The 12,967-nt window shown below is 67.9% G+C and carries 12 protein-coding genes; 3 read left to right on the top strand and 9 right to left on the bottom strand.

Translation table 11 applies throughout. The features are described from left to right. Positions 1 to 534 precede the first annotated feature (534 nt). Entirely contained in the window at positions 535 to 1,983 is a 1,449-nt protein-coding gene (locus GWK61_RS05430; RefSeq protein ID WP_323747415.1) for an APC family permease, read from the top strand. Positions 1,984 to 2,423: 440 nt separating this feature from the next. Here GWK61_RS05430 and GWK61_RS05425 read toward each other — a convergent pair whose 3' ends face one another. The 5 genes from GWK61_RS05425 to GWK61_RS05405 form a co-directional block, all read right to left on the bottom strand. Beyond that, on the bottom strand, positions 2,424 to 3,041 hold the full coding sequence (locus GWK61_RS05425; RefSeq protein WP_194905605.1) for a hypothetical protein: 618 nt from the start codon (positions 3,039 to 3,041) through the stop codon (positions 2,424 to 2,426). A gap of 152 nt (positions 3,042 to 3,193) precedes the next feature. Beyond that, the gene (locus GWK61_RS59305; RefSeq protein WP_194905603.1) at positions 3,194 to 3,934 is read right to left on the bottom strand and encodes a response regulator; all 741 of its coding nucleotides are present in this window, start codon (positions 3,932 to 3,934) and stop codon (positions 3,194 to 3,196) included. A gap of 172 nt (positions 3,935 to 4,106) precedes the next feature. After that, positions 4,107 to 4,343 (bottom strand): hypothetical protein, encoded by a 237-nt coding sequence (locus GWK61_RS05415; protein WP_194905600.1) that lies wholly within the window; start codon positions 4,341 to 4,343, stop codon positions 4,107 to 4,109. A 114-nt stretch (positions 4,344 to 4,457) separates the two neighbouring features. After that, positions 4,458 to 4,622 (bottom strand): hypothetical protein, encoded by a 165-nt coding sequence (locus tag GWK61_RS05410; protein ID WP_194905598.1) that lies wholly within the window; start codon positions 4,620 to 4,622, stop codon positions 4,458 to 4,460. Between the two features lie 277 nt (positions 4,623 to 4,899). Further along, positions 4,900 to 5,721 carry an SDR family NAD(P)-dependent oxidoreductase gene (locus GWK61_RS05405; RefSeq protein WP_194905596.1) on the bottom strand — a complete coding sequence of 274 codons (822 nt, stop codon included), beginning with the start codon at positions 5,719 to 5,721 and terminating at the stop codon, positions 4,900 to 4,902. 610 nt (positions 5,722 to 6,331) lie between these two features. On the opposite strand from GWK61_RS05405, the gene GWK61_RS61490 reads away from it, so the two are divergent. Together GWK61_RS61490 and GWK61_RS05400 are read left to right on the top strand one after the other, a co-directional pair. Beyond that, a complete protein-coding gene (locus tag GWK61_RS61490) occupies positions 6,332 to 6,406 on the top strand; it encodes a 50S ribosomal protein bL37 (RefSeq protein WP_438939751.1) in 75 nt (24 codons plus the stop codon). Positions 6,407 to 6,589: 183 nt separating this feature from the next. Beyond that, positions 6,590 to 8,128: a Na+/H+ antiporter gene (locus GWK61_RS05400; protein WP_194905594.1), complete on the top strand. Its 1,539-nt coding sequence runs from the start codon at positions 6,590 to 6,592 to the stop codon at positions 8,126 to 8,128. Between the two features lie 55 nt (positions 8,129 to 8,183). Here the strand turns inward: GWK61_RS05400 and kdpC are convergent, their stop codons facing one another. Genes kdpC through kdpF form a run of 4 tightly spaced genes read right to left on the bottom strand, consistent with a single transcriptional unit; the run spans position 8,184 to position 12,757 of the window. Continuing rightward, complete coding sequence (kdpC, locus tag GWK61_RS05395) at positions 8,184 to 8,828, bottom strand: potassium-transporting ATPase subunit KdpC (RefSeq protein WP_194905593.1); 645 nt, start codon at positions 8,826 to 8,828, stop codon at positions 8,184 to 8,186. 13 nt (positions 8,829 to 8,841) lie between these two features. Then, a complete protein-coding gene (gene kdpB, locus GWK61_RS05390; RefSeq protein WP_194905591.1) occupies positions 8,842 to 10,986 on the bottom strand; it encodes a potassium-transporting ATPase subunit KdpB in 2,145 nt (714 codons plus the stop codon). After that, positions 10,986 to 12,668: a potassium-transporting ATPase subunit KdpA gene (gene kdpA, locus GWK61_RS05385; RefSeq protein ID WP_194905589.1), complete on the bottom strand. Its 1,683-nt coding sequence runs from the start codon at positions 12,666 to 12,668 to the stop codon at positions 10,986 to 10,988. Before kdpA ends, kdpB begins: the two co-directional genes overlap by 1 nt. Further along, positions 12,668 to 12,757: a K(+)-transporting ATPase subunit F gene (kdpF, locus tag GWK61_RS05380; RefSeq protein ID WP_194899130.1), complete on the bottom strand. Its 90-nt coding sequence runs from the start codon at positions 12,755 to 12,757 to the stop codon at positions 12,668 to 12,670. Before kdpF ends, kdpA begins: the two co-directional genes overlap by 1 nt. Positions 12,758 to 12,967: the final 210 nt, after the last annotated feature.

The raw sequence follows: 12,967 nt of genomic DNA, 5'->3' as shown, positions 1-12,967 counted from the left end.
GGAACGCGGTGCCGTACAACTGCTCAGCGGTCGCGTCAGTAGGCCACGCGTGCTCGATCGAGCGTCGAACGAGACGGCGTCATCCCGAAGCCGTCGCCGCGGGAGCCGTCGAGGCGGGCAGGTGCTGGGAACCTGCTCCGCCATGTCAGAAAACTGAAACGCCCTGGTTTCCCGCCACAGTGAAAGCTTTGACAGCAGGTCACGAGCCGTTGCTCGACCTGGTCTCAAACCGAGGAGTACGGCGCAACCCCGGTGCGGTTCAGTCGCCGACGGTGCCGGTGTCGCCATTGGCCGCCTTAGAGGCGGTCGTCGAGACTATCCTCGCGCATCTCACGATTGCCGTCCCCATCGGAATGGAAAGAGCTGATGGGTGGTGAGAGTTCGGGGATCGAAACAGAGCGCTGTACCGGGTGACTGGTTTTGCTACCTCATCCTGAACAGGACCGGGGGCAAGTCGGAATCCATCGTTGTTCAATGCTCGTGGTACTCCGAGGTACACGCCACCGCGACCCCCGCCGGCGACAGGAGTCAGTCGTGACCCAGGTGCAGCAGAGAACCGGACTGGCCCGGGATGCCGTGGGCCTGCGCGAAGTACTGTTCCAGAGCATCACCGCGATGGCGCCCGGCGCCGCCATCGCGGCCTCCATCCCCTCCGGCGCCGCGTTCGCCGGCGGCGCGCTGCCGCTGTCGGTGCTGCTGGCGATGGCGGCCTGCCTTTTGGCCGCGAACTCCATCGCCGAGCTGGCCCGGCATCTGCCCGCCGCCGCCTCGGTCGGCGCCTACGCCGGGCGTGGGTTGCACCCCGCCGCGGGCTTCGTCGTCGGCTGGATGTACGTGTTCGTCCAAGCGCTGGTGCCCACGCTGCTGCTGCTCCAGCTTGGCTTCACCGTGGCGCCGACACTGCACGACGAATGGCACTCCTACCCGGCCGACCTGTGGTGGCCGTGGGTCGTCGTCGGCGCGCTGGTGATCGCCGCCGCCGGCTATCGCGGCATCCAGACCAGCACGGTGCTCGGCACCGTCCTCGGCGCCTTCGAGATCGCGGTGTTCGTGGTGCTGGCCGCGATGTTCGTGGTGAAAGCCGGCCATCACAACACGCTGTCGGTGTTCGGCACGAGCCACACCCCCGAGGCGCACCGCGGGATGTCCGGTGTCATCGCAGGGTCCGTGTACACGATCCTGGCGTTCTCGGGTTTCGAGGCCGCCGCGCCACTGGCCGAGGAGGCGCGCGATCCGCGCCGCACCATCCGCCAAGCCGTCCTGGGCGCGACGCTCGCGATCGGCGCCCTCTACGTGTTCACGACGTACGCCGCCGCGGTGGCCTTCGGCCCCGACAAGTTCTCCGCGTTCGGCACCGACTCGTGGACCGCCATGGCCAAGGCGTCCTACGGGCTGTTCTGGGTGCTGGTGTTCTTCGCCATCGTGAACTCGACGATCGCGAACGCCAACGCCGGATTGAACGCCTCGACCCGCACGGCGTTCGCCTTGGCGCGGGCCGGCGTCCTGCCCCGGCAGCTGGCCGTCCTGCACCCGAGGTTCCGGTCGCCGGTGGTGGCGATCGCGGCCCAGTTCGTCGTCGCCGTCGGCGCGACACTGGCGGTCGGGTTCAAGTGGGGTCCGTCCACGGCGTTCCTCCTGGTGGCGACCGGGATCGTCATCGTGGTCATCGCCGTCTACATGATCGCCGATCTGGCCTGCATCGGCTTCTTCGCTCGCTTCCGCCGCGAGGAATTCTCCTGGCTGCGACACTGCCTGGTACCGCTGCTGGGCATCGCCGCCTTCGTGCCGCCGCTGCTGACGGCGGCCGGCGTGCCGGCGTTCTCCTTCGTCAGCAAGCTGACACCGCCGGCCTCATACGCCGGCCCGGCGGTGGGTGTCTGGCTGCTGGTGGGGCTCGGCGTCCTGCTATGGCTCTGGAAGCGGCATCCGGAGCGGGTCGTGCAGATCGGCACACTGGCCGAAGACGCCGAAGACCCTCTCTGAGCCTTCAGGTAGTCGCGGAGCGCGTTCGTGCCGGAGCTCGCATCGAAGTCGGCGCGGCACATCTCTCCTGAGGGTGGCCGCCGCGCGTGACCACAGTCCCGGCTTTCCCCGGTGCCGGAGATCTCCATTTCGCTACGCCGGCCCGCCGTGAACATTGCGCGCGTGACGTGCGACAACAGTCGATCCACGGACCTGGCGGGTCAAGGGCTGAACCGTGAGCCCGGGTTGTCCTCCTGGCTCATGGTTCAGCCGCCCCGCATCCTGTTCAGGAGTCTGTCGGTGCTGAGGCTTCGGGTGGCCCCGTACGCTGACCTCTGAATAAGACTCCAGACTCAGGGGACTTGGCGGGCTGCTCGCCGCTGGCGAGCAACGGCGAGCCGCCGCAGTATGAGGGAGACGACGAATACACCGCACTTGAGGGCGTAGATTCGTGTACTGATTCAGTCCGAGAAGGCCAGTCCTCTGGCCCAAGCCGTGACCAACTCGTCGAGGATCTCAGTGAGCGTCTCGGTGGTGGCGTAGCTGCGGATCGTGAACAGGGTGCTGCCGGAGGCATTGGATCCGCAGATCGTCAGGCGGGGGAAGCGGTGGGTCCTCGTGCCGTCCGGTGCGCGGGTGACCGTCGTCTGCAGCACCCGCAGGGCCGCCCCGCAGGGCAGCTCGAGCTGGCTGGGCCCTTGGACGACGACTTCGGTATGCGCCGGGTCGAGGAGCTCATCGTGCAGGGCGTCCGTCACGGTCAGGTCCGCTTGGGTGTTGTCGTAGGCGGTGAACTCCAGCCACAGGTGGTCGGAGTTGCGTTTCGGCTTGGGGAACAGCACCGCGGCGTAGCAGGACTCCAGATGGGTGGCGGCGGCTAGAGCGTCCCTGAGGTCGTCGCGCATCTCGGTGATCGTGCCCGGTTTCGGGCTGCGGCCCAGCCGCAGATGCTTCAGGGCTGCCTCGGCTCCTGCCAGGTAGTCGTCAGGGGGTTCGTATCTCAGCGCGGTGAGGTCGACGCCGCAGCCCGGGAAGAGCTTCTCCCAGCTGACGTAGTCGTAGCGGATCATGAGCGTCATCAGGGAGTCGCCTCTTCGCGCGGGGTGTGAAGTGATTCTTGACATCGCATGTCTTCGCGGGGTTTCAAGGTCCAGTGCAATCCCACGCGCCGTCGTGCGGTAGGGGCGACAACGCTTCGCACACAGCGTCGGCGGGAACGCAAAGCCGCATCTCACGAAACCTGCGACTCGGCCACGGCCGGCGCGACTGCCACGGCCGGCGCGGCTGGGACGAAGCGGTAGCCGGTTCCGAACTCGGTGATCAGGTGGACGGGCCGCTGCGAGTCGGCCTCGAGCTTGCGCCGCAGCCGGGCGATGTGGAAGCGCAGGTGGCCGCCGTCCATGGAGTCGGCCTGGCCCCACACGTCGGCCATCATGCGGGTGATGGTGATGAGCTGATTGGGGTGACGCAGCAGCATCTCGAGCACGGCCCATTCGGTGCGGGTGAGCCGTACCTGCTCGCCGTCGCGGGTCACGGTGTGCCGCGCCAGGTCCACGGTGCTCGGGCCGATGACGTATTCGGCGCTGAGCAGCGCGCCCGGCTCGGCTGCGATCTCCCGGCGGCGCAGCACCGCCCGCAGCCGTGCCAGGAGTTCCTCCATCGAGAACGGCTTCGTGACGTAGTCGTCCGCCCCGGCGTCGAGCACACGCACTTTGTCCACCTGCTCGGTGCGGCCGGAGAGCACCACGATCGGCACGTCCGTCCAGCCGCGCAGTCCCTGGATGACGTCCAGGCCGTCCATGTCGGGAAGCCCCAGGTCGAGCAGCACCAGGTCGGGAACCCGGCGGGCCACTGAGGTGAGGGCGTCCACGCCCCGCTCGGCCGTGTCCACGTCGTATGCGCGGGCCTTCAGGTTGATGCGGAGGGCTCGCAGGATCTGTGGCTCGTCGTCCACGACAAGGATGTGCGTCACTGGCGCCGTTGCCTTCCGGTGGCGGGGTTCCGTCCTTTAAGTGAACTCGCTGTCACACCCGGCGACCGTGTTGCTCATGGGATGCAAACGCGGTCCGCAATGATGCAAACATCTTGCCTGTGCGACGTTCGTCACCATCGGCTCCGGGAGGGAAGCCGTCGAGTGTGTTCGGTCAGCGGTATTCGGCCAGCCGTCGCCGGAGGCCGGCCGCAGGGCTGGTGTCGAAGCGGACGGCCTCGGGCAGGTCGGTGGTGATCTTCTGGCGCAGCTTGCGGTCGTCGAGTTCGTAAGTCTGGCAGGCGCGCAGCATCTGCTCGGCCACTGCCCGCTCGCCGGTGAAGTACGCGTCCAGCGCGGACTTCTCCGCCGCGTCATAGGACCCGAGCGTCGCCTCTGAGTCCACGTCCATAAGTTGCTGGTTCTTTTGTAGATATGAGTCCTGATACTGCGCCGCCCGGGACGAGTCGACTTTGATCCGGCTCTCGTCGGCGTTGCCGCGCGCCGTTGGTGCTGAGCGCCTTGGCTACGGTGAGGTGAGCGCGGCGATCGAGTCGAAGGCGTCCTTCTTGGCGCCGCGCACGTGCTCGGCGGCGCCGCTCATCGTCGATGCTCCCCAGACGGTCAGGACAAGCGTGAGCACCGTCGCCGCGGCCGGTCCTGGGTTCACGAGCCGGTTGGTGCGTCGCACCGGCAGCTCCTGGACTCCGCTGCCTCGGCCGAGCCGTACCGGGCTTCATACGAGGTCTCCAACGCCGCTCCGTTACTCGCCGCGACGGCCTTGGCCGCCGACAACACCGACTACTGCATCAGATCCGTGGCCTTGGCGAACAGGGCCGACTCCGACACGAGAGCCGCGCATCCCTTCAGCGTCGTCGGCGTCGACCAGCGGTGGCGATCGGCTGAGCGCGCGTACACGGGCCCGGACAAACCGTCCGGGCCCGCGCGTCCTGCGGTGGACGTCTTCTTCAGGCAGCCAGCCCGACCAGCCGGGCGCTGAGCTTCCACAGCCGGTCCACCGAGCTCGGGTCGTTCATCAGCAGGTTGGGGACGGAGGCGGCGACGCCCTCGTAGTACCCGCCGTCCTCGACGTGCGCGTTGGCCAAGTGCAGCACCGCTGCCGCGCCCTCGGACACCGGGCGCCCCAGTTGGCGGGTGTAGTTCCGGACCATGTCGGTCGCCAGGATCCCGGGGTGCACGCTGGCGGCGATCAGGCCGGTCCCGCCCCGGACCGCGACGGCTTTGGTGAACAGGTTCAGCGCGAGTTTGGACTGCGCGTAGGCGGCGACCGCCGAGTAGCGCTTGGCCGAGTCGACGTCGCCCCAGTGCAGCCGGCCGCCCCGGTGCAGGGCCGAGGACACGTTGACCACGCGGCTTCCCGGCTCGGCGGTGAGCATCGGCCACAGCAGCCGGGTCAGCAGGTAGGGCGCCAGGTAGTTGACCTGGAAGGTGGACTCGTGAGCGTCGGCGGTGAGGGTGCGGGTCTGCGTCCCGAACATCGCGGCGTTGTTGACCAGCAGGTCCAGCTTCCGGTGGTCGGCGGCGACCTGCCGGGCCATGGCGGTGACCTGGGCGAGGTCGGCGAAGTCGGCCGTGACCAGCGACAGCCGTCCGGCCTGCGCGCCGTCGGCCACGAGGGTGCGCACGGCCTGCTCGCCGAGTTCGGGCGTACGGGCGTGCACGATGACGTGGGCCCGCTGCGCGGCGAGCTGCCGCGCGATCTCCAATCCGAGGCCGGCGTCGGCGCCGGTGACCAGGACAGTGCGAGAGGAGGTCGAGTTCTTCGACATGGTGGTGAGAGCTTTCCGGTTTCGATGAGGGGCACCGGGCCCGAGCCCGCCGTTGTTGGGTCGGCGCGGGCGATCGGCGTGGTGGTCAGCCGCCTGAAGGAGGAGTCAGGTCGGATTCCATAGGTTTGGCAGGCGTCAGCGACAACAGCCGCGGACCGAGCCTGTCGGACCGCGGTCTACTCAGAGCTCGACGCGATGAGGCGGCCGGTCGTCATGCCGGCGGCCCGGATCACCGGCTGGGCAGACGGCGCAAGCCCTCGCGGCCCCGCCGTTCGCGGGGCGCCGCTGTACGCCTTCGGTGATCACGCGACCAGCAAAGCAGGTAACGGATATCACCGGCAACTCGCCCCGCATCGTTCAAACATGGGGCATACGAATCGCCCACGACTGCCTCGCAAAGCCGTCACGGATGCGAGGAGCGAGTTCGGCGAGTGCTTGACCCCCGTTGGCGGCGACCGCCGACCTGGCGACGCGATGCTTTCATGGGGTCGTGATCAACCGCCGTGTGTCCTGCTGGAGCGCCGAGCGGAGCCATGACGACCGGCCGCCGAATATCACCGGCTGATTCCCGGTCGTCTCCGCATCCGCACCCACTCCGAAGGGAGCACCCGTGTCCAAACGCGCCCGCAAGAAGCGCGCCCGCCGGAAGAAGACGGCGAACCACGGCCGCCGCCCCGGCGCCTGAACAGTCAGACCACATGGCCCGTGCCGGGTTCGGCACGGGCCATGTGCCGTTCTCGCCCGCTAATCAGGTGACGTCGCCACTGGAAGATCACTAAACTGGCGACGGTGCGCCGGGAAGTCTGGTCGGCTCGGGAAGAACCGCCGACGACGGCAGGCCCCGACGAATGGCTCCGAGGTGCCCGCGATGCACGCAGTGGGGATCGTCCTGGCCCTGGTCGTACTGGGCACAGCGGTCGCCACTTTCGCTCAACGCCTTCGTATCCCAGCCCCGTCGCTGCTGGTGTTGGCCGGCCTCGCGGTCGCGCTGCTCCCCGGAGTGCCGGCGGTACGCGTCGCGCCGGAGACAATCGCGTTGATCGTGCTGCCGCCGCTGCTGTTCGCCTCGGCGGAGGAGATGTCGCTGCGTGACCTGCGCGCGGTGTGGCGTCCGGTGGCCTTGCTGGCCTTCGGTCTGGTGCTCGCCACCGCTGCGGCGGTGGCCGGGCTGGCCTCGCAGCTGACCGCGCTCTCGGCGTCGATGGCCTTCGTCCTCGGGGCGGTGCTGGCCTCCACCGACCCGGTCGCGGTCACCGCGCTGAGCCGCCGCCTGGCACTGCCCGGCCGCATCCAGACACTCGTGCAGGCCGAGAGCTTGTTCAACGACGCCACGTCGCTGGTGCTGTTCAAGGTCGCGGTCGGCGTCGCGGTGAGCGCCGGAACCGTTTCCTGGCTCGGCGCTGGAGGCCAGTTCGTGCTGCTGGCAGGCGGCGGCGCGGGCATCGGCGCGGCGCTGTCGGTGCTCGTGGTCCTGCTGCGCTCCCGCACCGCCGATCCTGTGCTGCAGACCGTCATCGCGCTGGTCACGCCATATGCCGCGTACATCCTGGCCGAGTCCGTCGGCACCTCCGGGGTGACCGCGGTGGTCGTGGCCGGCGTGGCGAGCGGCGGCATGGGCCACCGCACCAGCGACGCCCGTATCCGGCTACAGGTGCAGGCCGTGTACGCGGTCATCGTGTTCCTGCTGGAATCGGTGGTGTTCGCCCTCATCGGCCTGGAGCTGCCGACCATGGTGCGTGACCTGCCGCCGCACACCGGCTGGTGGCCGTTGCAGGCCGCGGCGCTGGCCGCCGTCCTGGTCGGGATCCGGGTGCTGTGGGTGTGGCCGACGGTCGCCGTCGCCAAACCCACCCGCGCGTTCCCGACCTGGGCCACCACGCGGGTGGTGACCTGGGCCGGGACCCGCGGCGTGATGCCCTTGGCCGCGGCGCTGACCATCCCGCTCGCTGCCGACGACGGCGCGCCGCTGGCCGGACGGCCGTTGATCCTCGTGCTCACGACCAGCGTCGTGGCAGCGACCCTCACCCTGCAGGGCCTGAGCCTGGCCGGTGTGGTCACCGGCTCCGGCCTGGCCGTGGACCCGGCACTGCGCGCCAGCAAGGAGGCCGCCGCCCGCACCGCCCTGGCCGAATCCGCCCTGGACTACCTCGACGGCCTGGCCGAGACCACCACCGTCCCGGAAGCCGTGCTGGAACGCGCCCGCCGCCGCTACACCGCGCGCCTGGGACACCGTCCCGACGGTGCCTGGCCGGCCGCCGACTACGCGGCACTGCAACGCGACATCATCGGCGTGCAGACGGCCGAACTGCGGCGGCTCTACACCGAGGGGATGGTCAGCGACACCACCCGGCGACGACTGCAACTGGAGCTCGACCGTGCGGAAGCCGCCGTCACACCAGAGAACTGAAAGCTGAGAACACGACGGGGCCGACGCCGATCACGGCGCCGGCCCCGCATCAGGATCAGCTGCTCGCGGTGACGGGGTGTGCCTTGTCCAGGGCCAGGTTCAGGGTCACCACGTTGACGTACTTCTCTCCCAGGAAGCCCAGGGAGCGGCCGGTGGTGTTGTCCTTGACCAGCTTGTCGACGGTCGCCGTGTCGAGGCCGCGGGCTTTGGCCACCGAGGCGGCCTGGTCGTCGGCGTTCTCCACCGAGATCCCCGGGTCCAGCCCGGAGGCCGAGGCAGTCACCGCGTCCTCGGGCACCTTGGTCGGGTCGATGCTGTACGCCTTGGCGTAGGAGGCGATCCGGCCCTCGATGGTGCCCTTGAGCGTGGCGCTGCTGGTGCCCAGGTTGGACCCGCCGGAGTAGCTGTAGTTGCAGCCGGGGTCGCTGGAGTTCGACGAGTTGGCGGCGTTGGACGGCCGGGCCTGGAAGTACTGCGGCAGGGCGTTCCCGGACTTGTCGACGTACTGCTGGCACAGCAGCGAGGAGCCGACGACCTTGCCCGAGGCGTCCTTGATGAGCGACCCGTTGGCCTTGTCCTTGAAGGCGAGTTGCGCGATCCCGGTTATCAGGAGCGGATAGGCGATCCCGAGGATCACGGTGAACACCACCATGGCCCGGATGGCGGCGCTGTAGCGCCGGATGGTTGCTCCGAGTTTCATTGGTCGGCTCTTCCTACTTCAATCCGGGGATGAACTGGATGATCAGGTCGATCACTTTGATGCCGACGAACGGCAGCGCCAGACCGCCGGCACCGTAGATCACCAGGTTTCGCCGCAGCAGCGCGGAGGCGGAGGACGGCTTGTACTGCACGCCGCGCAGCGCCAGCGGGATCAGGCCGATGATGATCAGCGCGTTGAAGATGATGGCGCTGGTGATCGCCGACTTCGGCGAGTGCAGGCCCATGATGTTGAGGACGTGCAGGCCCGGATAGATGACGGTGAACATGGCCGGGATGATCGCGAAGTACTTCGCGACGTCGTTGGCGATGGAGAAGGTGGTCAGCGCGCCGCGGGTGATGAGCAGCTGCTTGCCGATCTCGACGATCTCGATCAGCTTGGTCGGGTTGGAGTCCAGGTCCACCATGTTCCCGGCCTCCTTGGCGGCCGAGGTCCCGGTGTTCATGGCCACGCCGACGTCGGCCTGCGCCAAAGCGGGGGCGTCGTTGGTGCCGTCGCCGGTCATCGCGACCAGCTTGCCGCCCTCCTGCTCCTTCTTGATCAGCGCCATCTTGTCCTCGGGCGTCGCCTCGGCCAGGAAGTCGTCGACCCCGGCCTCCTCGGCGATGGCCTTGGCGGTCAGCGGGTTGTCCCCGGTGATCATGACCGTCTTGATGCCCATCGCCCGCAGCTCGGCGAAACGCTCGCGGATGCCTTCCTTGACGACGTCCTTCAAATGGATGACGCCCAGGGTGCGGGCCGGCTGGCCGGGCACGTGCTCCGCCACCACCAGCGGGGTACCGCCGGCGCCGGAGATGGCGTCGACCAGCTGGCCGACCTCGTCGGTGGGGTGCCCGCCGTTGTCGCGGACCCACTTCATCACCGCGGCCCCGGCGCCCTTGCGGACTTCCCGGCCGTCGTGCAGGTTCACCCCGGACATCCGGGTCTGCGCGGTGAACGGCACGAACTCCGCGCCGGTCAGCTCGCCCTGGTGCCGCTCGCGCAGCCCGTAGCCGGTCTTGGCCAGCACCACGATGGAGCGGCCCTCCGGCGTCTCATCGGCCAGCGACGACAGCTGCGCGGCGTCTGCAAGGGCGTCCTTGTCCACCCCGACGACCGGGACGAACTCGGAGGCCTGGCGGTTGCCCAAGGTGATGGTGCCGGTCTTGTCCAGCAGCAGGGTGTTGATGTCGCCGGCGGCCTCGACCGCGCGTCCGGACATCGCCAGCACGTTGCGCTGGACGAGGCGGTCCATGCCGGCGATGCCGATCGCGGAGAGCAGCGCGCCGATCGTGGTCGGGATCAGCGCCACCAGCAGCGAAACCATGACCACCAGCGACTGCGCGGCGCCGGCCCAGGTAGCCATCGGCTGCAGCGTGACCACCGCGAGCAGGAACACGATCGTCAGCGAGGCCAGCAGCACGTTCAGCGCCAGCTCGTTCGGCGTCTTCTGCCGGTTCGCACCCTCGACCAGGCTGATCATCCGGTCGATGAAGGTCTCACCCGGCTTGGACGTGATCTTCACGACGATCCGGTCCGACAGCACCTTGGTGCCGCCGGTGACCGCCGACCGGTCGCCGCCGGACTCCCGGATCACCGGGGCCGACTCGCCGGTGATCGCCGACTCGTCCACCGAGGCCACACCCTCGACGACGTCGCCGTCGCCGGGGATGACCTGGCCGGCCTCGACCACCACGAAGTCGCCGAGCATCAGATCGGTGCCGGGAACCTCGGTGACCTCGCCGGAGACACCGGCCGCCCCGGAGACACCCGGAGTCCAGGACGCCAGGCGCCGGGCCACGGTCGTGGTCTTGGCCTTGCGCAAGGTGGCGGCCTGCGCCTTGCCACGGCCCTCGGCCACCGCCTCAGCCAGGTTGGCGAACACCACGGTCAGCCACAGCCAGACGGTGATCACCCAGGCGAACACCGACGGATGCGCGATCGCCTGCCAGGTGGTGAGCGCGGAACCAGCCTCGACGACGAACATGACCGGGTTTTTCATCATCACCCGGGGGTCGAGCTTCTTCAGCGCGTCCGGAAGCGACTTCCAGAGCATCTTCGGGTCCAGGAAACCGGCGCCGATCTTTCGGCCCTCGGTGTCCTGCTTCGGTTGCGGAGTCCCACCGGTAGCGGGGACTTGAGTCACGGCATCGGTGGACATCAGTGCAGTCCTTCAGCGAGCGGCCCGAGCGACAGGGCCGGGAAGTAGGTGAGGCCGACCACCAGCAGCACGGTGCCCAGCAGCATCCCCGCGAACAGCGGCGAGGCGGTCTTCAGCGTGCCCTCGGTCTCCGGCACCGGCTTCTGCTTGGCCAGCGAACCGGCCAGCGCCAGCACCCAGATCATCGGCAGGAACCGGCCGAACATCATGGCCAGCGCGCCGGCGGTGTTCCACCAGTGCGTGTTCCCGGACAGACCGCCGAAAGCCGAACCGTTGTTGTTGCCCATCGAGGTGAACGCGTACAACACCTCGGAGAAGCCGTGTGGCGTTGGATGGCCGTCGTACAGGTTGCCGCTGCTGATCGAGGCTGTCTCACCCTTCAGCGCCATGGCCAGACCGGTGAAGACCAGCACCACAGCGGGCGTGGTCAGGATGTACAACGCCGCGTACTTCATCTCCGCCGGACGGATCTTCTTACCCAGGTACTCCGGCGTACGGCCGACCATCAGACCGGCGATGAACACCGTGACGATGGCCAGGACCAACATGCCGTACAGCCCCGAACCGGTACCGCCGGGCGCGATCTCACCCAACATCATGTTGAACATGGCCGCACCACCGCCAAGCGGTGTATACGAGTCGTGCCAGGAGTTGATGGCACCGGTCGAAGTCAACGTCGTAGAGGTCATGAACAACGTCGAGGCCGGGATACCGAACCTGGACTCCTTACCCTCCAACGCCGCGTGACCGTCGGCCAGGTTGATGCCGTGGTGATGCGTCTCGACGAACGTGGAGAAGGCCAGCGAACCGATCCAGATGATCGCCATCACCGACAAGATCGTGTAGCCCTGCCTGTGCGAGCCGACCATCTTCCCGAACGTCCGCGGCAGCGCGAACCCGATCACCAGCAGCAGATAGATCTCCAACAGGTTCGTGAACGCCGTCGGGTTCTCGAACGGATGCGCGGAGTTGGCATTGAAGATACCGCCACCGTTGGTACCGAGCTCCTTGATGACCTCCTGCGAGGCGGTCGCACCGGTGTACAGACTCTGGTCGCCGTTGAGCGTGTGCACCACCGTCAAGTGGTCACCCAGCGACTGCACCGCACCACTGGCAATCAAGACCAACGAGAACACGATCGAGAACGGCAGCATCAGACGGAAGATGATCCGGGTCAGATCCACCCAGAAATTGCCCAACCGGTCCGTCTTGGAGCGCGTGAAGCCGCGGATCAGCGTCGCGACCACCGCGATACCGACCGAGGCCGACACGAAGTTCTGCACCGCCAGACCGGTCATCTGCGCGACATAGCCCAGCGTGTTCTCGCCCGAGTAGTTCTGCCAGTTGGTGTTGGTCACGAACGACGCCGCCGTGTTGTACGCCAGGTCCGCGTTCACCTTCGGCATGCCCAGCGCCAACATCAGATGATGCTGGATCCGCAGGATCAGGTACAGGAGCAGGACCCCGACGGCGGAGATCGCGAACACCGACCGCAGGTACGTGCCCCACGTCTGGTCCGCCTCGGAATCCACGCCCATCGTCTTGTACAGGACCTTCTCCACCCGAAGATGCTTCTTCGAGGTGAGAATGTGCGCCATGTAGTCCCCCAGCGGCCGGTAGGACACGGCCAGCAGGAGGACCAGGGCGGCGACTTGGAGCAAGCCGGCCCAGGTGTCCGACATCAGAACTTCTCCGGGAGGATCAGGGCCGCTATGAGATAGCCGACCAGCAGGACCGACACGATCAGGCCGATGATGTTCTCAGCGCTCAAGACGCTCGACCCCCTTGATGATCAACGCGAGAAGGGCGAAGAACGCGATCGTGATCCCGACGAAAATCACGTCGGCCATCAGGTGCTCCTTTGTGTGAGGGAAAAGGGCGTGCCTAGTGAATCCCGGAGAGGTTCCCTCCCAACCTGACGCAAGCGGGATGCAAGCGCCCCCGCTGCCGTTGCGCACGGCGTCCAAACGGCTGATGGGAG

It is taken from the genome of Catenulispora rubra, assembly GCF_015356825.1.
GTDB lineage: Bacteria > Actinomycetota > Actinomycetes > Streptomycetales > Catenulisporaceae > Catenulispora > Catenulispora rubra.
The sequence above is the reverse complement of the archived record's forward strand: the minus strand, read 5'-3'. Positions and strand labels throughout refer to the sequence as shown.

What these genes read in the sequence shown, in the direction of transcription:
- GWK61_RS05425 (WP_194905605.1), bottom strand. Translation starts at nt 3,041, where the DNA reads ATGACGCTCATGATCCGCTACGACTACGTCAGCTGGGAGAAGCTCTTC.
- GWK61_RS05415 (WP_194905600.1), bottom strand. Translation starts at nt 4,343, where the DNA reads ATGGACGTGGACTCAGAGGCGACGCTCGGGTCCTATGACGCGGCGGAG.
- GWK61_RS05405 (WP_194905596.1), bottom strand. Translation starts at nt 5,721, where the DNA reads ATGTCGAAGAACTCGACCTCCTCTCGCACTGTCCTGGTCACCGGCGCC.
- GWK61_RS05400 (WP_194905594.1), top strand. Translation starts at nt 6,590, where the DNA reads ATGCACGCAGTGGGGATCGTCCTGGCCCTGGTCGTACTGGGCACAGCG.
- kdpC (WP_194905593.1), bottom strand. Translation starts at nt 8,828, where the DNA reads ATGAAACTCGGAGCAACCATCCGGCGCTACAGCGCCGCCATCCGGGCC.
- kdpB (WP_194905591.1), bottom strand. Translation starts at nt 10,986, where the DNA reads ATGTCCACCGATGCCGTGACTCAAGTCCCCGCTACCGGTGGGACTCCG.
- kdpA (WP_194905589.1), bottom strand. Translation starts at nt 12,668, where the DNA reads ATGTCGGACACCTGGGCCGGCTTGCTCCAAGTCGCCGCCCTGGTCCTC.